This is a genomic window from Streptomyces sp. NBC_01390 (assembly GCF_045040105.1).
Taxonomy (GTDB): Bacteria; Actinomycetota; Actinomycetes; order Streptomycetales; family Streptomycetaceae; genus Streptomyces.
Window position 1 is genome coordinate 9,199,889 of the sequence record NZ_CP109551.1, and the last position, 25,927, is coordinate 9,225,815.

Annotated in this window: 23 protein-coding genes and 1 pseudogene; 15 read left to right on the forward strand and 9 right to left on the reverse strand. The window is 69.2% G+C overall.

Annotated features, from left to right (window positions below; all coding sequences use genetic code 11):
- Nucleotides 1-54 precede the first annotated feature (54 nt).
- From OG241_RS41270 to OG241_RS41285, 4 genes are all read left to right on the forward strand, one after another.
- Nucleotides 55-2,673, forward strand: coding sequence for an ATP-binding protein (locus tag OG241_RS41270; RefSeq protein ID WP_405823004.1), 2,619 nt, complete (start codon nt 55-57; stop codon nt 2,671-2,673).
- On the forward strand, nt 2,670-3,353 hold the full coding sequence (locus OG241_RS41275) for a response regulator (protein ID WP_319096069.1): 684 nt from the start codon (nt 2,670-2,672) through the stop codon (nt 3,351-3,353). Before OG241_RS41270 ends, OG241_RS41275 begins: the two co-directional genes overlap by 4 nt.
- Nucleotides 3,354-3,421: 68 nt before the next feature.
- The gene (locus OG241_RS41280) at nt 3,422-3,820 is read left to right on the forward strand and encodes an OB-fold nucleic acid binding domain-containing protein (RefSeq protein WP_006380510.1); all 399 of its coding nucleotides are present in this window, start codon (nt 3,422-3,424) and stop codon (nt 3,818-3,820) included.
- A gap of 3 nt (nt 3,821-3,823) precedes the next feature.
- Nucleotides 3,824-4,540 carry a DUF3159 domain-containing protein gene (locus tag OG241_RS41285; RefSeq protein ID WP_405823006.1) on the forward strand — a complete coding sequence of 239 codons (717 nt, stop codon included), beginning with the start codon at nt 3,824-3,826 and terminating at the stop codon, nt 4,538-4,540.
- A gap of 177 nt (nt 4,541-4,717) precedes the next feature.
- On the opposite strand, the gene OG241_RS41290 is transcribed toward OG241_RS41285, so the two are convergent.
- Nucleotides 4,718-5,395, reverse strand: coding sequence for a potassium channel family protein (locus OG241_RS41290; RefSeq protein ID WP_405823008.1), 678 nt, complete (start codon nt 5,393-5,395; stop codon nt 4,718-4,720).
- A complete protein-coding gene (locus OG241_RS41295) occupies nt 5,395-6,066 on the reverse strand; it encodes a TrkA family potassium uptake protein (protein ID WP_319199920.1) in 672 nt (223 codons plus the stop codon). Before OG241_RS41295 ends, OG241_RS41290 begins: the two co-directional genes overlap by 1 nt.
- 462 nt (nt 6,067-6,528) lie before the next feature.
- On the opposite strand from OG241_RS41295, the gene OG241_RS41300 reads away from it, so the two are divergent.
- Together OG241_RS41300 and OG241_RS41305 are read left to right on the forward strand one after the other, a co-directional pair.
- Entirely contained in the window at nt 6,529-8,589 is a 2,061-nt protein-coding gene (locus OG241_RS41300) for an APC family permease (protein ID WP_405823009.1), read from the forward strand.
- 126 nt (nt 8,590-8,715) lie between these two features.
- On the forward strand, nt 8,716-10,044 hold the full coding sequence (locus OG241_RS41305) for a class I SAM-dependent RNA methyltransferase (protein ID WP_405823011.1): 1,329 nt from the start codon (nt 8,716-8,718) through the stop codon (nt 10,042-10,044).
- 467 nt (nt 10,045-10,511) lie between these two features.
- On the opposite strand, the gene OG241_RS41310 is transcribed toward OG241_RS41305, so the two are convergent.
- The 5 genes from OG241_RS41310 to OG241_RS41330 form a co-directional block, all read right to left on the reverse strand.
- Nucleotides 10,512-11,612: a PDR/VanB family oxidoreductase gene (locus tag OG241_RS41310; protein ID WP_405823012.1), complete on the reverse strand. Its 1,101-nt coding sequence runs from the start codon at nt 11,610-11,612 to the stop codon at nt 10,512-10,514.
- Nucleotides 11,613-11,635: 23 nt separating this feature from the next.
- Nucleotides 11,636-12,547, reverse strand: a complete 912-nt coding sequence (locus OG241_RS41315) for a metal-dependent hydrolase (RefSeq protein WP_405823014.1) — start codon at nt 12,545-12,547, stop codon at nt 11,636-11,638.
- 75 nt (nt 12,548-12,622) lie between these two features.
- Nucleotides 12,623-13,555, reverse strand: a complete 933-nt coding sequence (locus OG241_RS41320; RefSeq protein WP_405823015.1) for an alpha/beta fold hydrolase — start codon at nt 13,553-13,555, stop codon at nt 12,623-12,625.
- On the reverse strand, nt 13,552-14,724 hold the full coding sequence (locus OG241_RS41325) for a hypothetical protein (protein ID WP_405823016.1): 1,173 nt from the start codon (nt 14,722-14,724) through the stop codon (nt 13,552-13,554). The genes OG241_RS41320 and OG241_RS41325 overlap by 4 nt, the downstream gene beginning before the upstream one ends.
- A 4-nt stretch (nt 14,725-14,728) precedes the next feature.
- The gene (locus tag OG241_RS41330; RefSeq protein WP_405823017.1) at nt 14,729-15,676 is read right to left on the reverse strand and encodes an SDR family oxidoreductase; all 948 of its coding nucleotides are present in this window, start codon (nt 15,674-15,676) and stop codon (nt 14,729-14,731) included.
- A 152-nt stretch (nt 15,677-15,828) separates the two neighbouring features.
- Here OG241_RS41330 and OG241_RS41335 point away from each other — a divergent pair, with 152 nt between their 5' ends.
- From OG241_RS41335 to lipB, 6 genes are all read left to right on the forward strand, one after another.
- Nucleotides 15,829-16,470 (forward strand): TetR/AcrR family transcriptional regulator, encoded by a 642-nt coding sequence (locus OG241_RS41335; protein WP_405823018.1) that lies wholly within the window; start codon nt 15,829-15,831, stop codon nt 16,468-16,470.
- A gap of 67 nt (nt 16,471-16,537) precedes the next feature.
- Nucleotides 16,538-16,762: a hypothetical protein gene (locus OG241_RS41340; protein ID WP_405823020.1), complete on the forward strand. Its 225-nt coding sequence runs from the start codon at nt 16,538-16,540 to the stop codon at nt 16,760-16,762.
- Between the two features lie 425 nt (nt 16,763-17,187).
- A complete protein-coding gene (locus tag OG241_RS41345; RefSeq protein WP_405826720.1) occupies nt 17,188-18,000 on the forward strand; it encodes an oxidoreductase in 813 nt (270 codons plus the stop codon).
- A 65-nt stretch (nt 18,001-18,065) separates the two neighbouring features.
- On the forward strand, nt 18,066-18,584 hold the full coding sequence (locus OG241_RS41350; protein ID WP_405823021.1) for a nuclear transport factor 2 family protein: 519 nt from the start codon (nt 18,066-18,068) through the stop codon (nt 18,582-18,584).
- A 199-nt stretch (nt 18,585-18,783) separates the two neighbouring features.
- On the forward strand, nt 18,784-19,941 hold the full coding sequence (locus OG241_RS41355; protein ID WP_405823023.1) for an L-dopachrome tautomerase-related protein: 1,158 nt from the start codon (nt 18,784-18,786) through the stop codon (nt 19,939-19,941).
- A 435-nt stretch (nt 19,942-20,376) separates the two neighbouring features.
- A complete protein-coding gene (gene lipB / locus OG241_RS41360) occupies nt 20,377-21,045 on the forward strand; it encodes a lipoyl(octanoyl) transferase LipB (protein ID WP_405823025.1) in 669 nt (222 codons plus the stop codon).
- A gap of 40 nt (nt 21,046-21,085) precedes the next feature.
- On the opposite strand, the pseudogene OG241_RS41365 reads toward lipB, so the two are convergent.
- Nucleotides 21,086-21,198: pseudogene (locus OG241_RS41365) on the reverse strand (IS5/IS1182 family transposase); the annotation flags it as partial.
- A 99-nt stretch (nt 21,199-21,297) separates the two neighbouring features.
- Here OG241_RS41365 and OG241_RS41370 point away from each other — a divergent pair.
- Both OG241_RS41370 and OG241_RS41375 read left to right on the forward strand, forming a co-directional pair.
- The gene (locus OG241_RS41370) at nt 21,298-22,596 is read left to right on the forward strand and encodes an SNG1 family protein (RefSeq protein ID WP_405823027.1); all 1,299 of its coding nucleotides are present in this window, start codon (nt 21,298-21,300) and stop codon (nt 22,594-22,596) included.
- A gap of 218 nt (nt 22,597-22,814) precedes the next feature.
- Nucleotides 22,815-23,384, forward strand: a complete 570-nt coding sequence (locus tag OG241_RS41375) for a TetR/AcrR family transcriptional regulator (RefSeq protein WP_405823029.1) — start codon at nt 22,815-22,817, stop codon at nt 23,382-23,384.
- A 571-nt stretch (nt 23,385-23,955) separates the two neighbouring features.
- On the opposite strand, the gene OG241_RS41380 is transcribed toward OG241_RS41375, so the two are convergent.
- Nucleotides 23,956-24,555, reverse strand: coding sequence for a TetR/AcrR family transcriptional regulator (locus OG241_RS41380; protein WP_405823031.1), 600 nt, complete (start codon nt 24,553-24,555; stop codon nt 23,956-23,958).
- A 58-nt stretch (nt 24,556-24,613) separates the two neighbouring features.
- On the opposite strand from OG241_RS41380, the gene OG241_RS41385 reads away from it, so the two are divergent.
- On the forward strand, nt 24,614-25,696 hold the full coding sequence (locus OG241_RS41385; protein ID WP_405823032.1) for an aldo/keto reductase: 1,083 nt from the start codon (nt 24,614-24,616) through the stop codon (nt 25,694-25,696).
- The last annotated feature ends 231 nt before the right edge of the window (nt 25,697-25,927 follow it).

Below are 25,927 nucleotides of genomic sequence, written 5' to 3' on the forward strand. Positions count from 1 at the left end.
CTGGACGTAAGGTCGACGCTGCGCACTCAGCGGGCGCGGGAAGACAATGAGGCCATGGGACGCGGCAAGCTTCGGATCTACCTCGGTGCGGCACCGGGCGTCGGCAAGACCTACGCGATGCTGTCCGAGGCGCACCGCCGTGTCGAGCGGGGGACGGACTGTGTGGTCGCCTTTGTGGAGCACCACGGCCGGACCCGTACGGAGGTGATGCTCCACGGGCTGGAGCAGATTCCCCGCAGGGAGCTGCCCTACCGCGGAGCCGTGTTCACCGAGATGGACGTGGACGCCGTGCTCGCCCGCCGGCCGCAGATCGCCCTGGTGGACGAACTGCCGCACACCAACATTCCCGGCTCGCGCAACACCAAGCGCTGGCAGGACGTGGAGGAGCTGCTGGCCGCCGGTATCGACGTGATATCGACCGTCAACATCCAACATCTCGAGTCGTTGGGCGATGTGGTCGAGTCGATCACCGGTGTACGTCAGCAGGAGACCGTTCCCGACGAAGTGGTCCGGCGCGCGGATCAGATCGAGCTCGTCGACATGTCCCCGCAGGCGCTGCGGCGGCGGATGGCCCACGGCAACATCTACAAGTCGGACAAGGTCGACGCGGCTCTCGCCAACTACTTCCGGCCCGGGAACCTGACCGCCCTGCGGGAACTGGCGCTGCTCTGGGTGGCGGACCGGGTCGACGAGTACCTGACCGAGTACCGCAGTGAGCACCAGGTCTCCAGGATCTGGGGCTCGCGCGAGCGGATCGTCGTCGGACTGACCGGCGGACCCGAGGGCCGCACGCTGATCCGGCGGGCCGCGCGGCTCGCGGAGAAGGGCGCCGGAGGCGAGGTCATGGCCGTCTACGTCGCCCGCAGTGACGGTCTGACCAGCGCCTCCCCGAAGGAGCTCGCCGTCCAGCGCACGCTGGTCGAAGACCTTGGCGGAACGTTTCATCATGTGGTCGGGGACGATGTCCCGGTGGCCCTGCTGGACTTCGCGCGGGGCGTGAACGCCACGCAGATCGTGCTGGGCGTCTCCCGGCGCAAGACCTGGCAGTACGTGTTCGGACCCGGGGTCGGCGCGACCGTGGCCCGGGACTCGGGGCCCGATCTCGACGTCCATCTGATCACCCACGACGAGGCCGGCAAGGGCCGCGGGCTGCCCGTGGCCCGGGGAGCGAGGCTCGGCCGGGCGCGGATCATCTGGGGCTGGCTGGTCGGCGTCGTGGGCCCGGTGTGCCTCGCGCTGCTGCTGAACGCCGTCGACCTCGGCCTCGCCAACGACATGCTGCTGTTCCTGTCGCTCACGGTGGCGGCGGCCCTGCTCGGCGGCCTCTATCCGGCGCTCGCCTCGGCGGCCGTCGGCTCGCTGCTGCTGAACTACTACTACACGCCGCCGTACCACCGGCTGACCATCGCCGACCCGAAGAACATCGTCGCCCTCGTGATCTTCTTCGGGGTCGCCGTGTCGGTGGCGTCCGTGGTGGATCTGGCCGCCCGGCGCACCCTCCAGGCAGCCCGGCTGCGAGCCGAGTCGGAGATCCTCTCCTTCCTCGCGGGCAGCGTCCTGCGCGGTGAGACCAGCCTTGAGGCCCTCCTCGACCGGGTCCGGGAGACCTTCGGGATGGACTCCGTGGCCCTGCTGGAACGCGCCTCCGACGTCGATCCGTGGACCTGCGCGGGCAGCGTCGGCCCCCGCCGGGCGGTGGCGCGGCCGGAGGACGCCGACGTGGACATGCCGGTCGGCGACCACATGGCGCTCGCGCTGTCCGGCCGGGTCCTGCCCGCCGCCGACCGGCGCGTGCTGGCCGCGTTCGCCGCCCAGGCGGCCGTGGTGCTGGACCGCCGGCGCCTCCAGTCCCAGGCCGACCAGGCCCGTGCCCTCGCCGAGGGCAACCGCATCCGCACGGCGCTGCTCGCCGCCGTCAGCCATGACCTGCGTACCCCGCTGGCCGGGATCAAGGCTGCGGTCTCGTCGCTGCGGTCGGACGACGTGGCGTGGTCCGAGGAGGACCAGGCCGAGCTGCTGGCCGGCATTGAGGACGGCGCCGACCGGCTCGACCACCTGGTGGGCAACCTGCTGGACATGTCCCGGCTCCAGACCGGCACCGTCACCCCGCTGATCAGGGAGATCGACCTCGACGAGGTGGTGCCGATGGCGCTGGGAGGCGTACCCGAGGACAGTGTCGAGCTGGACATTCCCGAGACCCTGCCGATGGTCGCCGTGGACCCGGGGCTGCTGGAGCGGTCGGTGGCCAACCTGGTCGAGAACGCCGTCAAGTACAGCCCGGACGGGGAGACGGTGCTGGTGGCCGCCAGCGCGATCGCCGAGCGGGTGGAGGTCCGGGTGGTGGACCGGGGGCCGGGCGTGCCGGACGAGGCCAAGGACCGCATCTTCGAGCCCTTCCAGCGGTACGGTGACGCCCCGCGCGGGGCCGGGGTGGGGCTGGGGCTCGCGGTGGCCCGGGGGTTCGCCGAGGCGATGGGCGGCACCCTGCGGGCCGAGGACACGCCTGGCGGCGGGCTCAGCATGGTGCTGACAGTGCGGGCGGCGAGGATGGGAACAGTGGCCGGCGACGGGGCTGAGCTGCTGACCAGTGGTGGAGCGGGGGCCGTGGAAGTGGGAACAGAAGTGTCAGCGGGGCCGGTCCGGCCGGCGGAGTCGGAGAGGCAGGTGTCATGACCCGGGTGCTGGTGGTCGAGGACGAGCCGCAGATCGTGCGTGCCCTCGTGATCAACCTCAAGGCACGCAAGTACGAGGTCGACGCGGCCCCCGACGGTGCCACCGCCCTCGAACTCGCCGCCGCCCGGCACCCCGACGTGGTCGTGCTCGACCTGGGACTGCCCGACATGGACGGTGTCGAGGTGATCAAGGGCCTCCGGGGGTGGACACGGGTGCCCATCCTGGTGCTGTCGGCCCGTCACTCGTCCGACGAGAAGGTCGAGGCACTCGACGCGGGCGCCGACGACTACGTCACCAAGCCCTTCGGCATGGACGAACTGCTGGCCCGGCTCAGGGCCGCCGTCCGCCGGGCCGAGCCCACGGGCAGCGGCGAGGACGACGTCATGGTGGAGACCGACGAGTTCACCGTCGACCTGGCCGCGAAAAAGGTCCACCGCGCGGGGCGCGACGTACGGCTCACTCCCACGGAGTGGCATCTGCTGGAGGTGCTCGTGCGCAACACGGGCCGGCTGGTCAGCCAGAAACAGCTGCTCCAGGAGGTGTGGGGGCCCTCGTACGGGACGGAGACCAACTATCTGCGCGTGTACATGGCGCAGCTGCGGCGCAAGCTGGAGGCGGATCCCTCGCATCCGAAGCACTTCATCACCGAACCCGGCATGGGATACCGGTTCGAGCGGTAGGGCCGTTCCCGGGGAGGCGAACGTTCCCGGGGTACGTCGGTGTCGGTGGGCGCCGGTACGCTTCAGGTATGAGTGCTGTTCCTCGTTCCGAGAAGCCGGTGGGCCGGTTTCGGCGCATGCTCGACCGGCTCTCCTCGTCCCAGGAGGATCTGGAGTCCGAGGAACTGCGCGAGGACACCGCGACCGCGGGCTGTACGCGTATCGGTGACTGCCACGACCGACAGGTGGTGACGGTTACTGGTACCTTGCGCACGGTCACGCTGCGGCCGAGAGCCGGGGTTCCGGCCCTGGAGGCCGAGCTCTTCGACGGCTCGGCCGCGCTGGACGTGGTGTGGCTCGGCAGACGCTCCATCGTCGGGATAGAGCCGGGACGCAAGCTGATCGCGTCGGGGCGGATCTCGATGAGCCGGGGCCGCCGTGTGCTGTTCAATCCGAAATACGAACTGAGACCCCTCGGACGGGAGTAGCCGGTGACGTCGCTCGACAAGCCGACCGAAGACGCCCAGCACGATTCCAGGGCGGTGACCGAGGCCGCGCTCTTCGAGGCGTTCGGCGGTCTGCGGGGCATGATCGAGACGGTCCTGCCGGGGCTGCTCTTCGTCACGATCTACACGATCAACAAGGACCTGCACTCGTCGGCCATCGCGGCCCTCGGTGTCTCGGTGCTGCTGGTCGTGGTGCGCCTCGTCATGAAGGACACCGTCAAGCACGCCTTCAGCGGTGTTTTCGGCGTCGCCTTCGGTGTCGTCTTCGCGATGATGACGGGCAACGCCAAGAACTTCTATCTGCCAGGCATGCTCTACACGCTGGGACTGGCCCTGGCGTACATCATCACGACGCTGGCCGGTGTTCCGCTGCTCGGGCTGATCCTCGGCCCGGTCTTCAAGGAGAACCTCTCCTGGCGTACCCGCAATCCGGGGCGCAAGAAGGCGTACACGAAGGCCAGTTGGGCGTGGGGGCTGATCCTGCTCACCAAGTGCGCGATTCTCTTCCCGCTGTACTGGTGGGCGGACACGGCGTCGCTCGGGTGGGTGCTGGTGGCGTTGAAGATTCCGCCGTTCCTGCTGGCCGTGTGGCTCACGTGGGTGTTCCTCGCGAAGGCGCCGGCGCCGATCGACGTGTTCGCGGAGATGGAGGCGGAGGAGCGGGCGGAGGAGCAGCGGAAGGCCGCGTCTTCTTCCGAGTGAGGGTTTCCGGGTAAGGGTGCGCGGGGTGGGCGGTGGGTTTTTCGCCCCCGCCGCCCCTACCCGTCCCATCCCGTTCCTGGGGGCTGCGCCCCCAGACCCCCCTGTCGGCCCTGAAGGGGCCTCGTCCTCAAACTCCCCCAGAGGGGGGACCCCCAACGGGCTGGGATGGCGCGCCGGTCAGCCTGCTGTGTCCTCCTTGCGTACCGACAGGAGGTCCTCCAGCTGTTCCTCCCTTGCCTGGGCGGCTACGAACAGGAGTTCGTCGCCTGCCTCCAGGGAGTCCTCCCGGCTCGGGGTCAGGACCCGGGTGCCGCGGATGATCGTCACCAGGGACGTGTCCTCCGGCCACTCCACGTCGCCGACCTGGGTGCCGGCCAGCGCCGACTCCGGGGGCAGGGTCAGTTCCACGAGGTTCGCGTCGCCGTGGCTGAAGCGGAGCAGGCGTACCAGGTCGCCGACGCTCACCGCCTCCTCGACCAGGGCAGACATCAGACGGGGCGTGGAGACCGCCACGTCCACGCCCCAGGACTCGTTGAAGAGCCACTCGTTCTTCGGGTTGTTGACGCGGGCGACGACGCGCGGAACGCCGTACTCCGTCTTCGCGAGGAGGGACACGACCAGGTTGACCTTGTCGTCTCCCGTCGCGGCGATGACGACGTTGCAGCGCTGCAGTGCGGCCTCGTCCAGCGACGTGATCTCGCAGGCGTCGGCCAGCAGCCATTCCGCCAGGGGGACTCGTTCGACCGAGATGGCCGTGGGGGCCTTGTCGATCAGCAGGATCTCGTGGCCGTTCTCCAGCAGCTCGCCCGCGATCGAGCGGCCGACGGCACCGGCACCGGCAATGGCGACCCTCATCAGTGACCGGCCTCCTCTTCAGGGCCCTCGGCGAAGGACGCCTCGACCTTCTCGACGTCGTCCGTACGCATCATCACGTGCACCAGGTCGCCCTCCTGCAGCACCGTCTGCGAGGTGGGCAGAACCGCCTCGCCCAGGCGGGTGAGGAAGGCGACACGCACGCCGGTCTCGTCCTGCATCCTGCTGATCTTGTGGCCCACCCAGGCCGAGGACGCGTGCACCTCCGCGAGCTGGACGCCCCCGGTGGGATCGCGCCACAGCGGCTCCGCACCGGACGGCAGCAGCCTGCGCAGCATCTGGTCCGCCGTCCAGCGGACCGTGGCGACGGTCGGGATGCCCAGGCGCTGGTAGACCTCTGCGCGGCGGGGGTCGTAGATGCGGGCCGCGACGTTCTCGATGCCGAACATCTCGCGGGCCACCCGGGCGGCGATGATGTTCGAGTTGTCCCCGCTGGAGACGGCGGCGAAGGCGCCGGCCTCCTCGATGCCCGCCTCGCGCAGGGTGTCCTGATCGAAGCCGACCCCGGTGACACGACGGCCGCCGAACCCGGAGCCCAGTCGTCGGAAGGCGGTGGGGTCCTGGTCGATCACGGCGACCGTGTGCCCCTGTTGCTCCAGGGTCTGCGCGAGAGCGGAACCCACTCTGCCGCAGCCCATGATGACGATGTGCACGACCGTCCTTCCGATCCGATGTCGAAGCCCGCCGTTGTTGACCTGGCTTGAACAGGGTCTCAGACCCCCGCCCAAGCTACACACGCACGGTCGTCGGAGGGCACCCCCGTGTGCGCTCCGTCTTCACCCGTGGGCCGGCTACCTGCGGCTGATGCTGCGCACACTTGCCGCGGTCAGAAGGGCGAGGACGACGAACGTTGCGGCGGCGCCGATCAGCTCGGCGGCGAGATGCGGCATGGGATCTCCCGGGCATGAGGGGGAAGCGAGAAGGCCGGCAGGGTGGCTGACGAACACATGGGTGGCTGACGAAGACGCAAAGGGTGCTGCGGTTTCGTCATATAGCCATGAGGACGCCGTCCCGGGGGCGTTCGCCTGTCTCGGATACCGGGATTTCACTCGACGGCCCGTCGGGATTTCACCCGGATGTGCCCAGAACAAGGCGGGCAGCTTACGATCCTGTCCGTGTCCAAACTGACCGACGTGCCCAAACGGATCCTGATCGGGCGCGCACTGCGCAGTGACCGGCTTGGCGAAACGCTCCTGCCGAAGCGCATCGCCCTCCCCGTCTTCGCCTCCGACCCGCTCTCCTCCGTTGCCTACGCTCCCGGGGAAGTGCTGCTGGTCCTGTCGATCGCGGGTGTGTCGGCGTACCACTTCAGCCCGTGGATCGCGGTCGCTGTCGTCGTACTGATGTTCACCGTGGTGGCCTCCTACCGGCAGAACGTGCACGCGTACCCGAGCGGCGGCGGCGACTACGAGGTGGCGACCACCAACCTCGGCCCCAAGGCCGGCCTCACGGTCGCCAGCGCCCTGCTCGTCGACTACGTGCTGACCGTCGCCGTGTCGATCGCGTCGGGCATCGAGAACCTCGGCTCCGCCATCCCCTTCGTCGTCGAGCACAAGGTGTTCTGCGCGGTCGCCGTCATCGTGCTGCTCACGCTGATGAACCTGCGGGGCGTCAAGGAGTCCGGGAAGCTGTTCGCGATTCCGACGTACGTGTTCGTCGCCGGAGTCTTCATCATGATCGCGTGGGGCGCGTTCCGAGGTCTGGTGCTGGGCGACACCATGCGCGCGCCGACGGCCGGCTACACGATCAAGGCCGAACACCAGGGACTCGCCGGGTTCGCACTCGTGTTCCTGCTGCTGCGCGCCTTCTCCTCCGGCTGTGCCGCGCTCACCGGCGTCGAGGCCATCTCCAACGGTGTGCCGGCCTTCCGCAAGCCCAAGTCCAAGAACGCGGCGACCACGCTCGCGGCGATGGGCCTCCTCGCCGTCACCATGTTCTGCGGGATCATCGGCCTGGCCATGGCCACCAACGTGCGGATGGCCGAGCACCCCGCGAATGACCTGCTGAACAAGGGAGTCGAGGTCGGCTCCGGCTACGTCCAGAACCCGGTGATCTCGCAGGTCGCCGAGGCCGTGTTCGGTGACGGCAGCTTCTTCTTCATCCTGCTGGCCACCGCCACCGCACTGGTGCTCTTCCTGGCCGCCAACACCGCGTACAACGGCTTCCCGCTGCTCGGCTCGATCCTCGCGCAGGACCGCTACCTCCCGCGCCAGCTGCACACACGCGGTGACCGGCTCGCCTTCTCCAACGGCATCGTGCTGCTCGCCGGGGCCGCCATCCTGCTGGTGTGGATCTACGGGGCGGACTCGACCCGCCTCATCCAGCTGTACATCGTCGGCGTGTTCGTGTCCTTCACGCTCAGCCAGACCGGCATGGTCCGGCACTGGAACCGCCACCTGGCCACCGAGAAGGATCCGGTGAAGCGGCGGCACATGGTCCGCTCCCGCGCCATCAACACCTTCGGCGCCTTCTTCACCGGGCTGGTGCTGGTCGTCGTACTGGGCACGAAGTTCACCCACGGCGCCTGGGTGGCGCTGCTCGGCATGGTGATCTTCTACGCGGTGATGACGGCGATCCGTAAGCACTACGACCGCGTCTCCGAGGAGATCGCCGCACCGGAGGGCCCGGGCGACGACAGCGTACGGCCGTCTCGGGTGCACTCGGTCGTCCTGATCTCGAAGATCCACCGGCCCACGCTGCGCGCCCTCGCCTACGCGAAACTGATGCGCTCCGACACGCTGGAGGCGCTCAGCGTCAACGTCGATCCGGCGGAGACGAAGGCGCTGCAGGAGGAGTGGGAGCGGCGGGGGATCACCGTCCCGCTGAAGGTGCTCGACTCGCCGTACCGGGAGATCACCCGGCCGGTGATCGAGTACGTGAAGGGGCTGCGCCGGGAGTCGCCGCGCGACGCCGTGTCCGTGATCATCCCGGAGTACGTGGTCGGCCACTGGTACGAGCAGCTGCTGCACAACCAGAGCGCGCTGCGGCTCAAGGGGCGACTGCTGTTCACCCCGGGTGTCATGGTGACGTCGGTGCCCTACCAGCTCCAGTCGTCCGAGGTGGCCAAGAAGCGGGCCCGCAAGCGCCAGGAGTGGAACGCGCCCGGATCCGTCCGGCGCGGGCCCGCGCAGGAGCGGTCGCAGGAGCCGTCGCAGGAGTCGAGCACGAAGGGCTGACGACTGCCGGGGGCCATGTCTGGTCAGTCCGGTCTCGGCTTGTGGTGAGTAGTCGGGCGGCACCCACGTAGACTGGTGGGCTGTTGTCCGGCCGTTCCCTTTTCTCTCCCCTGGAGTCACCCCGCCATGCAGGCAGAACCGAAGAAGTCGCTGGTGGGGCAGGAGTACGAGGTCGAGGTCGGTCCCGTCGCCCATGGGGGCCACTGCGTCGCCCGTACGGATGACGGGCAGGTCCTCTTCGTCCGGCACACGTTGCCCGGTGAGCGCGTCGTGGCCCGGGTGACGGACGGCGAGGAAGGCGCGCGGTTCCTGCGCGCGGACGCGGTGGAGGTGCTGACGGCGTCCAAGGACCGGGTCGAGGCACCCTGTCCCTACGCCGGCCCCGGCCGTTGCGGCGGCTGCGACTGGCAGCACGCCAAGCCGGGCGCGCAGCGCCGCCTCAAGGGCGAGGTCATCACCGAGCAGCTGCAGCGGCTCGCCGGGCTGACCCCGGAGGAGGCCGGCTGGGACGGCACGGTGATGCCGGCCGAGGGCGACAAGCTGCCGCCGGGCGAGGTACCTCAGTGGCGTACGAGGGTCCAGTACGCGGTGGACGAGGACGGCAACGCCGGGCTGCGGCGCCACCGTTCGCACGAGGTCGAGCCGATCGAGCACTGCATGATCGCGGCGCCCGGGGTCAGCGAGCTGGGCATCGAGAAGCACGACTGGTCCGGGATGGAGTCCGTCGACGTGATCGCCGCGACCGGATCCCAGGACCGCATGGTCATCCTGGAGCCGAAGCCGGGCGCCCGCCTTCCCCTCGTCGAGCTCGACAAGCCCGTCTCCGTCATGCGCGTCGAGGAGCACGACGGCGGCATCCACCGCGTCCACGGCCGCGCGTTCGTCCGCGAGCGTGCCGACGGCCGTACGCACCGGGTCGGCAGCGGCGGCTTCTGGCAGGTCCACCCGATGGCGGCGGACACCCTGACCAAGGCGGTCATGCAGGGTCTGCTTCCGCGCAAGGGCGACATGGCCCTCGACCTCTACTGTGGCGTCGGCCTGTTCGCGGGCGCCCTCGCCGACCGGATCGGCGAGAAGGGCGCGGTCCTCGGCATCGAGTCGGGCAAGCGCGCGGTCGAGGACGCCCGGCACAACCTGGCCGCCTTCGACCGCGTCCGCATCGAACAGGGCAAGGTCGAGGCGGTGCTCCCGCGCACGGGTATCACCGAGGTCGACCTGATCGTCCTGGACCCCCCGAGGGCGGGAGCGGGCAAGAAGACGGTCGAGCAGCTGGTGAAGCTGGGGGCGAGGAAGATCGCGTACGTGGCCTGCGACCCGGCTGCGTTGGCGCGGGATCTGGGGTACTTCCGGGACGGGGGGTACCGGGTGCGGACTCTGCGGGCTTTCGATCTGTTTCCGATGACGCATCACGTGGAGTGCGTGGCGATTCTTGAGCCGGTCGCGAAGGGCGCCTGACCTGCCGTTTTATGGATGCGCGTTATGTGCGGTGTAGGCGTTACGGGCGATATCTTGACGCTGAAATGACGCTCGTGACGCTCATTTGACGCTCGTTCTGATGGGGTGTCAGGTGTGCTGAGTCGCTGGTCAGACGGTCTGGGGGCTGGGGCCGTGAGGCAGGGCGCCGGGAATTCCGTGGTCCGAGCAGTCATGCTCGGCCAGCGCCGCTGGGGAGCGCATGGGGAGAATCGGCTGTACAACGCCAGGCGCACTGCCGAGTGCCTCCTCGCTTTCGCCGACATCGCCAGCGCCCTCAGGTCAGCGCGTCCAGTCCGCCCAGGTGCGGCCCGCCCGGCAGCCTCACGTCCACGTTCCGCACCGGGGCCGGGCGGCCGTACTCTGCGTCGTGCCAGGGGTCGGGTGTCAATCCTGCCGCTGAGGTTCCTCGCGGCGACGGCCGCGCTCGACGGGCGCTCGGCCATCGCTCATACATCCAGAACCAACCGCTTTCCTTCGGGTGCACGCGAGACGCAGGGCAGCATGGCGCCGGCCGCGCGTTCGGTGGCGGTGAGCCGGCGGTCGCGATGGTCGACGTGGCCGTGGGCCACCCGTACCCGGCAGGTGCCGCAGAACCCCTGGCGGCAGGAGAACGGCAGGTTGGGCAGGGCCTCGTGGAGAACATCCAGGGCGGAGCGGTCGCACGGCACTGGCAGCACCCGTCCGGTGGCGCCCAGCTGGAGTTCGAAGGCGCGGCCGTCCGTGATCGGGGCCGGGGCGAAACGCTCGAAGTGCAGGGCTGACGCGCGGCTACCGCCGAACGCGCGCCGAACGCCGTCGATCATGGGTGCCGGTCCGCAGCAGTACACCGCACCCGCCGCCGGGATCGAGCTCAGCAGATCGGCTGCTTCGGGCACGCCGGACTCGTCGTCAGGACGGACGGAGACCCGGCCAGGGGCTGCGGCTGCGAGTTCGGCCAGCTCTGCCGCGAAGGGCATCGAGCCGCGGCTGCGGCCGGTGTGTACGAGCCTGAAGTCCAGCCCGCGTCGGGCGGCTTCCCGAGCCATCGGCAGGATCGGGGTGATGCCGATGCCGCCCGCGATGAGCAGGACGGATGCTTCGGCGGCGAAGGGGAAGGCGTTCCGGGGCCCGGTGACGGCGACGCGCACACCCTCTCCGAGGGTGTCGTGCACCTCGGCCGAACCGCCTTTGCCGCCCGCGATACGGCGCACTGCGATGCGGTACCGGTACGGGTCGGCGGGGTCGCCGCAGAGGGAGTACTGGCGCTTGCGGCCGGAGGGCAGGTGCAGTTCGATGTGGGCGCCGGGCTGCCAGGGCGGGAGCACTCCCCCGTCGGGTGCCGTCAGCCGCAGGGAGACGACGTCCTCGGCCTCTTGGTGCTTGGTGGCGACCACCAGTTCCCGGATCGCGGGCGTCTCGGTGGCCGGCGGGCGCCTGGGAGGAGTGCTGCGCCGCGCGAGGCGCGTGACCGCGTGGTCGCTGAAGGCGGCCAGCTTCTGCATGTAGGAGTCGCCGCGCGGTCTGCCGTACAGGTCCGGCGGCTGAGTGAGGGGTGTCCTGATGTCCATGGGGTGCCTTGCCGGTTGCTGGGTCACTGGGCGGCCGCTCGGGCAGCGGGGGACGTCGCCAGGTAGGCGACCGCCTGCTGGGTTGAGCCCTCCTGGGTCGGGTGGTAGCCGGGGCGGAAGTAGCGCAGTACCGAGCGGGTGAACGCGACTGGCGGGGGCAGCAGGTTCTTGCGGGCGGCGGCCAGGTAGTCGCGGAAGCGGACCTCGACCCGGTCGTCGAGTTCGGGATCGGTGCTCATCAGGAAGCGGACTCCGCGGATCCACAGCCGGGTCAGCACCGGAGCGGTGACGAGCATGCCGCCCACTCGGCGCCGGTAGCGGGGATCGAGGTGCACCAACAGGTCGAACGCGACCGAACGGTGTTCGACCTCCTCGGCGCCGTGCCAGCGGAACAGATCGAGCATCGCGGGGTCCGCGCCGGTGTGGTCCAGGTGCTCGTTGCTGAGAATCCAGTGACCCATGTACGCGGTGAAGTGCTCGAAGGCCGCTATGAGGGCGAGTCGTTGGAGGAGGTGGGCGTGGGTGGCGGCCGGGGTCAGCTCCGGACGGTCTCCGAGCACCCTTCGGAAGATCCATTCGGACTGCAGGGTGTACGGAGTCGGGTCCAGCCCTTTGGCGAGCAGGTGCTCCAGGACCTCCTGGTGCGCCTCGGCGTGCATCGCTTCCTGGCCGATGAAGCCGCGGACGTCCTCGCGCAGCCGGTCGTCGGTGATCAAGGGCAGTGCCTGCTCGAAGGTGCGCACGAACCAGCGTTCGAGTTCGGGGAGCATGAGGTGGAGTACATCGAAGGTGTGGGTTGCGAAGGGCTCACCCGGCAGCCAGTGCAGCGGCGTGGTGCTCCAGTCGAAGGTGACGTCCCGGGGTTGCAGCACCAGGTCGTGGTGGTCGATGGGCTCGGACGGACGATGCGGGTGGGCATGTGCGGCTCGGAACATGACAGGTTCCTCCTCCGTCAGCGATCGGAGATGTGGGAAGGGGCGGTCAGGCAGTCGTCCAGTACTGCCGGTCTGTCAGATCGGGTGCGCGGTGTGGTCCGGACTGCGCAGGGAGCCGCCATCGACCCGGTGCGCGAATTCTGCGATCCGGGACGCGATCTCCTCGGGGTGGCTGAGCTGTACCCAGTGCCCGGCGTCGATCGGGCGCCGTTGTATCTGGCGTGTCCAGTGCTCGACTCCGTACGACAGCACGGGGGTGGCGCAGAAGTCGCGGGTGGGGATGATGAGCTGAACCGGGACGGTGGTCGACCGGTCCCGGGGACGCAGCAGGCGGGGCAGCATGTTGGCGCGGTACAGCGCGGTGCCCGTCACGGCGTCGCGGGCCAGGGTCGGCGCGGGGTAGGGGGTATGGCCGGGCACGCCCTGGGAGTTGGTGAGGAAGGTGCGCCAGCGGTGTCCCAGTGATCTCCAGGTCAGGGCGGGCAGGAGCGGGAGATGGAAGTAGCCGATGTACCAGGACCGTGCGGCCTGCCGCAGCATCTTCGCCAGATCCGGATGCCGCGGCCGGAGGCGGGCACGGATCAAGTGGCCTACGTGGTCCAGGCAGGGTCCGGAGATGGAGGTGAACGAGGCGATCCGCCCGGCCAGGCGGCTGCCGGTGACCGACTCCCAGGAGTGGATGGATCCCCAGTCGTGTCCGACCAGGTGCACCGGGCGGTCGGGGCTCACGGCGTCGAGAACCGCCTCCAGGTCGGCTTCCAGGCGGGACATCCGGTAGGCGCGCAGACCCCTGGGCCGGTGGGAGGCACCGGCTCCCCGTACGTCGAAGGCGGTGACGTGGAAGCGGTCGGCCAGGCGCTCGGCGACCGGGCGCCACACGGCGCTGGTGTCCGGATAACCGTGGACCAGCACCACCGCAGGAGCTGTGGATGCTCCCCATTGGTAGGCGGCCAACTCCACGCCGTCCGCGCCGTCCACGGCGATTCGGCGGGCGGCCGGGCCGGTCATCGGCCACGACCGGGAGGCGTCAGTTCGCCGTAGTTGAGACCGCCGTGGAGGAAGCTGGGCCGCACCGGCCACTGCCGCTTGAAGGGGGCCAGCTCGGAGGAGGGCAGGATCTGCAGCCAGCGTGGATCGCGTCGGCTGGGGTCGGCGAGGGTCTTCTCCTTGACCATGGAGTCGTACTGGTCGAGAGAGTCCTCCAGGGTGTTGGCGTTGGGCACCACCTCATGGCCGTAGAACGCGGCGTGGCGGCGCACCCCGGGGATGCGGGAGAGCTCGGGCTGCCAGTTGTCGGCGGAGATGCCGTTCTCGGAGGAGACCCATACGCCGTCGGGGGTGTTCAGCACCAGGGAGTGGTTGCCGTCCGTGTGGCCGGGGGTCCACAGCAGGCTGACGCCGGCACCGAGTTCGACATCGCCGTCGAAGGCGGTGACGCGCTCGTCCGGTACCCCGTCCATGCCTCCGTCGACGTACCAGGCCCACTGCATCGGATGCGTCGATTCGAAGGTGCCCAGCTCCTTGCGGTGCACCAGCAGCCGGGCGCGCGGGAACATCGCTTCGCGGGGCGCCCGTTCGCCGGGAATGGTGCTGGAGCTTCCCATGATCATGCGCACGTCCTGGACGTGCAGATGGTCGAAGCTGACGTAGTCCACGTCCTCGGGTCGCAGACCGCAGGAGGGCAGGACGGTGTTCGGGTCGTGGTAGTAGCGGGTGAAGACGTGCTCGGTGAGAAAGTCCCCCGCCAGGCGCTTGAGCTGGGCGTAGAACGGCGCTTGAGCCGTTCCGGCGGCGACGGTCGGCTCCCACACCAGTGTCTTCAGCTCACCGTCGAAGCCGTCGAACTGCACGACGAGCATCCGGTTGACGATGCTCACGAACGGGTTGACGGCCAGCGCGGCGCCGTGGAAGCCGAACCGGGTCGGGTACGGGGCGGCGGCGATGTCGAAGCTGCGGACGGCGTGGATGCGGCCCTGCTGGACGAACCGCTCACGGTAGGCGGCAGCTGCGCTGCGCACGGCGCGCAGCCTGTCACCGCGGGGCCATACGTCATGGACCCCTTCGAATTCGGGGATGGGACGCGGAGCGGCGGCGTCCTGGGCCTCCACGACCTCCTTGGTTTCCATGGCCTCCTTGGTCTTCTTCGCGCTGGGTGCCGGCTTGGGCGTGGTGGTCACGGGCTCATCCTTCGGGCAGGCGGGCGGTGCGGGTGCGCTGCTCGTAGGCCGCGCGGACCGTCCGGTCGGACAGGGCGGCGAGCTGGTTGGGGACAAGGAGGTGATGCAGGGCGTCGCGGGCACGGCCCGGCAGCACCGCCGCCAGCCGGGTCAGGGCGGCCACCTGGCGGGGAACGAAGACCTCGTACCGAGGGCGCAGTACGACGTCGAGCACCGCGTCGGCGACCTGCTCCGTCGTCAGGCGCCGGGTGGGTCCGGTCGCGGTGCCCACGGCCAGCTCGGTGTCCACGACGCCGGGCATCACCAGGGACACATGCACGCCGGTGCCGCGCAGTTCGGTGCGGACGGCTGTGCTGTAGCCGTGGAGGGCGTGCTTCGTCGCCGCGTAGGTCGCCTCGCCGGCCGGGGCGACCTTGCTGGCGGCGGAGGCGATGTTCACCACGTGGCCTCGACCGCGTTTCCGCATCCCCGGGATCACCAGTTTCATCCCCCGCAGCACGCCGTGGACGTTGACGTCGAACTGGCGCAGGGCGGCTTCCTCCGGTTCCTCCTCGAAGGGGCCCACCCACATGATTCCGGCGTTGTTGACCAGTACGTCGATCGGCCCCAGCCGGGTCTCGACGGTGTGCAGGAAGCCTTCGAAGGAAGGTGTGTCGGTGACGTCGAGAGACAGCCCGAGCAGCCGTCCCCCGGGACGCGCGCCCATGCCACCGGCCATCTCCTTGGCGAGTTCCGCGCCGATGGCCCCAGCCGCCTCCTCGGCAAGCTGCGCGTCGATATCGCCGATCGCCACGGCTGCTCCGGCCGCGGCGAGCCGGGCCGCGACGGCACGCCCGATTCCGCGGCCCGCCCCGGTGACCGCGATCACCCGGCCGGCCAGGGGTTGCGTGCGGGGGAGCCTGTCGCGGTCTCTCCGGCTGGACGTGTACGGGTTTCTGGGCGGTGCTGCCACGGTCGAGCCCCTTTCCTGCCCTGAGCATCAGCGGAACGCCGAGCGGCCGGCGGACCTCACGCTTGTCTGACACGATGCCATGTCAGATGAACTGACAAGCTAGAGTGTCAGTTCGGAGTACACCGGTGTCAACACCTCTGCGAAGGGGAGAAATGACCGGCACACAGACCGCCGGGCGGCGCTACGGCGGACGCGACGCGGCGCAACGGCAGCAGGAGCGCCGTACCCGCCTCGTCCAGGCGGGCCTCGACCTGTTCGGCACGGCCGGATACGCCTCGGTCTCCGTCAAGCAGGTGTGCTCGCACGCCGGACTGACCGAGCGCTACTTCTACGAGTCGTTCCGTGACCGCGAAGACCTTCTCGCCGGGGTCTACAACGAGCTGATCGCTACGATCATCGCCGAAACCGCGCAGGCCGCAGCGGCAGTCGCACCCGATGTCGACGCCCAGCTGCGGGCCGGCCTCGAGGTGTTCATCCGCGCTCTGGCCGGCGACGCCCGCGTGGCCCGCCTGGTGCTCATCGAGGTCGTGGGCGCCAGTCCCCGCCTTGAAGTACGCCGCCGTGAGGTCCTGCACGAGTTCGCCGCGATGGTCGCCGCCGTCGTCGCGCCGCTCCCCGGCCCGGAAGCCTCCTCCAGCCGGCTGACCATGACCGCGATGAGCCTGGTCGGCGGAGTCAACGAACTCCTCGTGGACTGGACCCTCGGCCACCAGAACGCCACCGTCGAAGAACTGATCGACCTGTGTCACACCCTGTACATCGCGGCGTACCGCGCCATCAGCGATCAGCCCTGATCAGGCAGGCCCGGATTCCCCGGACCCGCTGAGCGCCTGGGGTCTCTCGACCGCAGCCGCTGTCGGTGTGCGCGCGGTGGACGCATTCGCCCGAATCGAGTACTGCGCCCTGCCGGTGATCGTCGGCGGCGGCATCGGGCTCGCGCCCGTCCCGCCCGACGCTGCCGAGGGTTTCTGCTGCCTGATGCGCTTGGTGTATCTGGTGGCTGCCGCGACGGCGTATCTCTCCATCTACGTCTGGAGCGTTTTCGGGGTGTGCCGAGATCGGCCGCAGGTATCCGATCGCCATTGAGTGCTCATGGCAGGGGAGGCCCGCTCGTGCGGTGCGTCCTTGGCCACCATCTCGAACGCCAGATGGGCGTTCTTCCGCGCTCCGCGTCAAGGCGGCGGCGATCGTCTTCTCACCGGGCAAGAGTCGGAAGAGGTACGGCTGCGTGGCGCCGGCCCGTTTGGCAATGGCCTCGGCGGAACTGCCGTAGCAGCCCTTGGGCCCGAACTCGTGATCGCGGCGCGCCGATGGTGCTGTCACGTCTCTCCTGCCTGCTCATCCGGCGCGTTCCGCCATCTCGGCGGGCGTCGGCCGCCTCGACCTGAAGCCGGCCGGCGGCGCGGCCCGGGATCAGTTCCGTGCTTGAGCTTGCGCAAAGTAAAGCGATCGCCTTACATTGAGGCCAAGGGGAAACCGGCCGGTTTCCCAGATGGCTTAGGGAGTGCATGATGACGACAAATCGGCCGGTTGCCCTGGTGACGGGCGCGTCCTCCGGTATCGGCAAGCAGACCGCGCTCGCGCTGGTCGCGGCGGGTTTCGAGGTGGCCGGCACCGGCCGCGACACCTCACGCGTCACCCCGCTCCAGGGCGTGACGTTCTTCGACCTCGACGTGGTCAGCGACAAGTCGGTCACCGCCGTGGTCCAGCAGGTGATCGAGCGGTTCGGGCGGATCGACGTCCTGGTCAACAACGCCGGTATCGGCTCGATCGGTGCGGCCGAGGAGACCTCCCTCGCGCAGGCTCAGGGCGTCTTCGACATCAACGTCTTCGGGGTCATGCGCATGGTGAAGGAGGTCCTGCCGCACATGCGATCCCGGGGACGCGGCCGCATCATCAACCTCTCGTCCGTACAGGGCTTCATCCCCGCTCCCTACATGGCCGTCTACGGCGCTTCCAAGCACGCGATCGAGGGCTACTCCCAGTCCCTGGACCACGAGGTCCGGCAGTACGGCGTCCGCTCGCTCCTCGTCGAACCCGCCTACACCAACACCGGATTCGAGGCCAACAGCGCCAAGCCCGACAGCCCCCTGCAGACCTATGCCGATCAGCGGCAGGTCTTCGACCGCCTGATGACGGAGGCGATCAAGGCCGGTGACGACCCCGCCGTGGTCGCCAAGGCGATCGTCACAGCCGCCACCGACGCGAAGCCGAAACTGCGCTACGCCGCCGGTCCGATGGCCGGACGCGCACGCATGCTCCGCTTCGTCCCCGCCTGGGTCCTGGACAAGCAGATCCGCAGCATGAACAAGCTCACCGGCTGACACCCGCCACCCGCGCATCCCGCCACCCACAAACCCGTTCGCGCTGTTGATACCGGGAGAGACCCGTGTCCGAGACCCTGCACTCCGCCGCCGCTACCGTCGCCAGCTGGCGCTCCGCCGAGGAACGCGGTGACGTCGACGCCGCGGTCGCGTGCCTGAGCCCGGACGTCGTGCTCAGCTCGCCGCTCACCGACCAGTTCCGCTTCGAGGGATCCGACCAGCTGCGCGACTTCCTGACCGTGGCGTTCGCGAAGGTCAAGGACGTCCGCTACCACACCCAGACCGGCGAGGGCGACGCGTACGCGCTGGTCTACCGGGCGCGGGTGGGCTCCCAGTCGTTCGAGGAGGTGCAGATGCTGCGGCTCGACGACCAGGCACGCATCACGGAGATCACGCTCTTCGGGCGTCCGATGCCGGCCCTCACCGCCCTGCTGCACCTCATGGGTCCGGCTCTCGCTCGCCAGCAGGGCCGCCGGGGCCTTGCGACGCTCATGAGCGTCAGCACCGTACCCATTCACGCGATGGTCTCCTCAGGGGACCGCAGCATGGTCGCGAAGACCCGCCCAGCAGCCAGGCGGACCTGAGAGCACCGGGTCCACGGCCGTTCGGCCCCAATCCCCTTCCAGGAGCCGGCGGGAGCCGCAGGCTACATCCTCGGCGGACAGCGCTCCTGGTGGCGGCGTCGACCAGCCACGGCAGTGTCCGGCCATTCCCACCACGCGCCGAGGTGCTGCGGCAACTCGTCGCGCCCTTCAGTGACTTGACCCAACAGGAGACGCTTCCATGAAACGACGTACCTTCCTTACGGCGACCACCGCGTCGCTGGCCGCCACCCAACTCGCCGGACCCGCCTACGCCTCCGCCTCCCCCTCCCGGTCAACAGCCGGTCACTACGAGGTCGTTGCCCGCTTCTGGGACGCGATGCCGACGGGTGTCACCGTCTCGCGCCGAGGCCGGATCTTCGTCAACTTTCCCCGCTGGGGCGACGACGTCCCGTTCACCGTCGCCGAACTTCGCGGCGGGAAACCGGTGGCCTACCCGAACGCCGAGGTGAACCGTCAGGACGCCTCAGACCTGGCTGGGCACTTCCAGTCGGTGCAGAGCGTCGTCGTCGATGGGGCCGACCGGCTGTGGATCCTCGACACCGGAAGCCCGGGGTTCGCCGGGTCCTCCTACGGCGGTCCCAAGCTCGTCGCGGTCGACCTGCGCACCGACCGGATCGTACGGACAATCCTCTTCCCGCCCGATGTTGTCCCGGCGAACAGCTACCCCAACGACGTGCGCTTCGACCTGCGACGAGGCGCCCAGGGCACGGCGTTCATCACCGACTCGGGCGGCTCCAACGGCATCATCGTGGTCGACCTCGCCACCGGCCGCTCCTGGCGGCGTCTGACCGGGCATCCCTCGGCGCTCCCGGACGCGCAGTTCCTTCCCGTCATCGAGGGCGAGCCCTTCATGGTCCGCCCCGCGGGCGGCGAACCCACGTACTACGAGACCGGCTCCGACGGCATCGCTCTCAGCGCCGACGGCACGCGCCTGTACTACTGCCCGCTCTCCAGCCGCCGACTGCACAGCGTGTCCACCGAGGCCCTCGCCGACCCGGACGCCACGGACGCCGAGGTGGCGGCGACGGTCGAGGACCTCGGGTTCAAGCCGATGGCTGACGGCCTGGAGAGCGACGACAAGGGGCGGCTGTACGGCGGCGACCTCGAACACAACGCGATCTGGCGCAGGAGCCCGAACGGCACCTACCGGACCCTCGCCCAGGGACGCGACCTGCTCTGGGTCGACACCCTGTCCGTCGCCTCGGACCGGCACCTCTACGCCATCGCCAACCAGCTCAACCGGCTGTCGCCCTTCCACGAGGGCAAGGACCTGCGCCGCAAGCCCTACCTCCTGGTCCGCCTGCCCATCGACGCCGGGCCGGTCAGGCTCGCGTGACCACTCCGGCTCACGCCAGGTGGCCGCATGGTCGCCGGATCGGAGCGCACCCCAGCCGTGCAGCGGGCGACCCCGGCCCGGGCGCGGAACCGGTCGGGGCAGGGCTTGCCGGTGCAGGTCGCGGCGATTCGGTCGCGGGCGCAAGAACCCGCACCGCCGGTGGAGTCTCGACGCGGCCCTGGCAGCGCTGTTCGACCGCATCGACCATGCGCATCTGCTCCGTCAGCTCGGCACATTCCCCGAGGAACAGATCAAGCAGTGGCTGAAGCCGGGCGTGGCCGAGCGTGAACAGCTCACCTCCACCGAGGCGAGGGGCCGCCTCGCCGCCGAGACCGCCCCCACCATGCGATGCACAGTCTGCTCATCGGCGACACCGGACCAGGAGTTTGCAGGGGCGGCGCGAGGCGATGTCGCCTCGAAGGCAGAGGAGAGGTAATGCAGCCAGGGGAGATGGAGCGAGTCGATCTGGGTGAGGTGCCGTATGGGGTGGCGCAGGCCGACATGGCTGGTTGGGTGGCCGAGCGGAAGCAGGGGCGTACTGGCGATCGACTGTTTCTGCTCACCCACCCTCCCGTGATCACCTACACGGCGCGGACACCGACCGACCAACTGCCGGAGCCGGCTTCACCGATCAGCCTGGTCGAAGTCGACCGGGGAGGTCACGCCACCTATCACGGGCCAGGGCAGCTGATCGGGTATCTCGTTCTGAACGTACGCGAGCTGGGACCGCGCGGCTTGATACGACGGATCGAACACACCCTGATCCGTGCCCTGGGATCACTCGGATTCGAGGCGATACGCCGGGACACACCCCGAGGCGCCGAGAGCCTGGTCGGCGTGTGGACCCCCGACCACCGCAAAATCGCCTCCATCGGCATGCGCATCAGCGGCGGCGTCACCAGCCACGGATTCGCGCTCAACGTCGACCCGGACCTCGACGTCTACACCACGTTCACGGCCTGCGCCCTGCCCGGTGTCCGGATGACCTCGTTGGCTCAACTCGCTGCCGAACTCGACCGGCCCACGCCCACGGAGGCGCAGGTGAGGGATGCTGTAGCCGACGCCGTAACAGCCGAGCTGGCGCCAACGCGCACACCCTCCTGAGTCGGGGCAGGCACTTGCGCGGTGGCTGCCGCTCAGTTTCCAGTCTCCGCCTCCCGTGGACCGTCGGCCACGGACCGAACCGGCCTGGCATTTCCCGCCACTGGCTGCTGGTGCGGAACCGTCGGATCACCCCTCGAACTGCTCACGCAGCCGCATATGGGCCAGCGCCTCGACCAGGGGCGCCGGACCGCAATGAAATCGTCCGCCCTTCTCCGGATATGAGCGTGTCATCCGAGACCGGAGTAATGAGTCATGAGTGGGATTCACCCGTTCCGCGTCCTGCGCACCAAACCCCTGTGGATCGCCAACGGCGTCATCACGGGCGTCCTCGCCCTGCTGTTCACCGTGTTCTATGTCGGCGCCAACATCGATCCCGTCGATCACATGAAGAATCTGCCCGTCGGCCTGGTCAACGCCGACAAGGGGGCCGCTGTCGGCGGCAAGCAGATCAACCTGGGGGCTGGGATCACCGAGTCGATCAAGAAATCCACCGCGAACGGAGACAAGATCGACTGGAAGGTGATGGACGAGAAGGAGATGAAGGAGGAACTCGGCAAGGGCAAGCTGTACGGCGCGCTAGTCGTCCCCGCCGACTTCACCTCCGCCACCACCGCACTCACTGGCGCCGCGATCACCGGGACCCCGACCCGTCCGACGCTGACGGTGCTGACCAACCAGTCCGCCGGCAGTATCGGCTCCAGTCTGGCCCGGACGGCGACGACGCAGGCGGCCGAAAGCGCCTCGCTCCAGGTGGGCAAGGAACTCACGTCCCAGGGCGGGACCGGGCAGGCGAAGCTGCCCACCGCAGCACGCGTCCTGCTGGCCGATCCGGCCGCCGTCACGGTGAAGGACGGCCATCCCCTCGACTCGCACAGCGGTCTGGGTCTGACGGCCTTCTACTACGCGCTCGTCCTGGTGGTCTGCGGCATGCTCTCCGCCAACGTCATCAGCGGCCAGGTGGACCACGCCCTTGGCTACACCCACAACGACATGGGCCCGCTGCGCATCCACCGCCCGCTGATCCGCGCCACCCGGGTGCAGACCCTCGCCATCAGCAGCACTCTCATGGCCGGTCTGTCCCTGCTGATGGGGAGCCTGGTCATGGTGGGCGCGGTCGGCCTCATGGGGATGCATGCCGTCCATCTGCCCCTGCTGTGGCTGTATTCGGTGTGCGCCATCGCCGTCGCCGGGATCGGGGCGCTCAGCCTGCTCGCCGTCTTCGGTACGCCCGGCATGCTGGTGGTCACGCTGGTCTTCATCGGGATGGCGGTGCCGACGGCCAACGCCACCACGCCACTTCAGGCGCTGCCCGGCTTCTATCGCTTCCTGGCGGAGTTCGAGCCGCTGCGGCAGATCACCGGCGGCATCCGCTCGATCCTCTACTACGACGCCCAGGCCGACGCCGGCCTGACCCGGGGCTGGGTCATGATGGCCGTCGGCCTCACGGCGGCCGCACTCTTCGGCTTCGGCGCGACGGGCTGGTACGACCGCAAGGGGCTGCACCGTGTCCCCGTCGAGTCGGAGCCCGAGAAGGCCGTTGCCTCGGCGTAGCGGAAGGCGGCTCACCCAAGACGGGGCCATTGCTCGGAGTGGCCCCCGTGGGGACGAGGGGCGCGCGCACCATCAGGGTTGGCGACGACCTCTCCCCTCGAACCGTTGCCGAGCCTCTCATTGACCTTCAGACGTCCGCCCACGACGGCGGGCGCCCCCCCGACCCCACATGGAAGCCGATCGGTTTCTATTGCATCCGATGGGAGTTACCTCGCGCTATGACTATAAAAGTGAAGCAAAGCCCCCGGGAGCGGCTGCTGGAGGCAGCGGCCACACTCCCCTACCGCGACGGCGTCAACATCGGCGTCCAAGCGCTGTGCAAGGCGGCGGGAGTGTCGAAGCGCTCCATGTACCAGCTGTTCGAGAGCAAGGACGAACTGCTGGCAGCGAGCCTGAAGGAGCGTTCCGCTGCCTTCGTGGCGAGGGTCCTGCCCCCGGCGGATGATGGCCGATCCCCCCGTGAGCGGATCCTGTACGTCTTCGAGCGGGTGGAGTCGCTGGCAGGTACGCCCGAATTCCGAGGCTGCCGGTACCTGGTGGTGCAGATTGAACTGAAGGGTCAGAGTCACCCCACAAGCCGGGTAGCCCACCAGATCAAAGCGCACCTGACGGCCTCTTTCCGCTCCGAGGCCGAACGGGGCGGGGCGAGCGACCCCGACCTGCTGGCCCGGCAGCTCAGCCTGGTCTTCGACGGCGCCAGCGCCCGCGCGGGCATCGGCGCCGACAATCTGACCAGGCTCATCGCGCCCACTGTGACCGCCCTGCTCGATGCGGCAGACATGCACTGATACCGCCCCGACTTCGAGCAGGATCGGCGACCGAAGCGCCCTTTCGGAGTGATGCCCGACTCCGGCAGCCGGAGCAGCGCTCACGGCCTCACGTCCCCGCCTCCCCACAATCGACGGGAAGCCCGAAGGCCGTAAGAGTGCTGCCGGTCATGCCACAAGCCAAGAAGCCTGTGCTCGCGTGGACGTCGGCACCCAGCGACAGGTGCACGGCCTCATCCAGCTGGCCCGGACGAGCTCGCCCGTCTGGCCATCACCCTCTGCCTCAGCGGCCGCGACGACGCCGTATCCCTGCATCTGCCTCACGAGCGTTTTGGAGCGCGCCGAGATCAGCCGCGCCTACGCGCCCGCCATGGCGCCCAGGGCCTGCTCGCTGCCCTTCACCGTCGACCGCGTGATGGCGGAGGCGATCAAGGACGGTGACGCCCCCGCCACCGACGCCGAACCGAAGCCGCGCTACACCGCCGACCCCACGGCCGGACACGCGCATACTGCGCCGCGTCGCCCTCGCCCAGGTTTTCGACCCCAGCCGCCCGCTCGCATTCAAGATCGGGGGGTGATCTTCAGCTGGGGGTCAGTTCGGAGCCGGCGGGATGGCCTGGTCGATCAGCATTTCCGCGACTTCGTGGGCGTCGTGGAAGGGCTGGGTGTCATTGAGTGAGGTGGACAGCGCGCGGGCTCCGTCGAACAGCAGCGCCAGGCGGCGGGCGAGGGATTCCGGGTGGGGGGCGCCTGCTTCGGCGGCAATCCCAGCCAGGCGGTGGGTGAATGCCTGTTTGTGCTGTTGGACCAGGTCCGCGACCTCGGGCATGGTGCCTGCACCCTCGACGACGGCGTTGTGGAACACGCATCCGCGATATACCGCGTCCGGGCTGGTCGGGGGTTCGCGGAACAAGGCGAGCAGGCGTTGCCGCGGATCGACGTCGTCGCGGGTCAGTTGCGCCACGGCGGGCAACGGCGGCTCGGCCCTGAAGCGTCCCAGATAGGCGGCGACGATGGCCTCCTTGCTGGGGAAGTGCTGGTACAGGGTGCGGCTGGACACGTGAGCCACCTCAGCGAGCCGGGCGACGCCGGTGGCGTGAATGCCGTCTCGTGAGAACAGTTCCGCCGCGGCGCGCAGGATGCGCTCCCGTGCGCCACGTCCACCCTGGTGGATCTTCTCGGTGCTGGTCACCACTCAAGTATAGCGGCCGCTTTACTTTGGGCGGGGTCGTCGGCTACGGTTGAGTAAAGTGATCGATTTACTTTGGAGCGGCATCATGCAGTACCTGACCTTCGGCCGCGGCAACGGCCTGCGCGTGTCGGAATACGCTCTGGGAACCGCAACCTTCGGCACCCGGTGGGGCGCCGGCAGCGAGCGGAGTGAGACGGCTCGGATGCTGGACCGGTTCGCGGACGCGGGCGGTACCTTCCTCGACACCGCCGAGAGCTATCAGGCCGGCGAGTCCGAAGAGATCCTCGGGGAGTTGCTGACCACCCGGCGCGACCAGTTCACCGTGGCCACGAAGTTCGCCGTCGGCATCAACCCCGCCTCGGGCGTGCAAGGCACCGGCGCCTCCCGTCGGACCATGATCCGGGCGGTGGAGGGCAGCCTGGCCCGGCTCCGCACCGACCGCATCGACCTGCTGTGGGTCCACTTCCCGGACCCGGTCACCCCGACGACGGAGATCGTGCGTGCACTGGACGACCTGGTGCGCTCCGGGAAGATCCTCTACGCCGGGCTGTCGAACTTCCCGGCCTGGCGCACCGCACGGGCCGTCACCCTCGCCGAGGTGCGCGGCTGGGCCCCGATCGTGGGCGTGCAGGCCGAGTACAGCCTCGTCGAACGCTCCGCCGACCGGGAAATCCTGCCCATGGCCGAAGCGCTCGGCTTGGGCGCGACGTTCTGGTCACCGCTGGGCGGCGGGCTGCTGACCGGCAAGTATCGCCACCAGTCGGAGGGACGACTCACCACGCTGGGTCGACTGATCCACACCGAAGACACCGAACAGAAAAGCACCGTGCTCAACACCGTCCTGCGCATCGCCGACGATCTCGGCACCATCGCGGCGCAGGTCGCGATCGCGTGGCTACGACACCGCGCGGCAATCGCCACCACCGGACTCGTCCCTGTGATCGGCCCACGCACCTTGTCCCAGTTGGACACCTACCTCGCCGCCCTCGACGTCGAACTCAGCCACGAGCAATACCAGCAACTGGACGAAGCCAGCCGGATCCCGCTCGGCCAACCCCACGAATCCGTAGCCGCCCGCACCCCGACCCTGCTCGGCGGCTCCGACATCGACTTCCGGCAACCGACCGTCCCCGTCGCCTGAAAGAAGAGCTCGGATGAAACGACGTACGTTCCTCGCAGCGGCGACCGCATCCATGGCCACCACCCAACTCGCTCGACCCGCCTACGCCGGCAGTTCAACCGCCGGGCACCAGGTGTATTGAGCCGCAGCGTTGTTTGCACGGCTGATGGGTGGCTGGCCGCCGAGTGCGGTGTGGCAGCGACCGTCATGAAGCCGGAAGCTGCGCTACACCGCCGGCATTCCTGGCCGGAC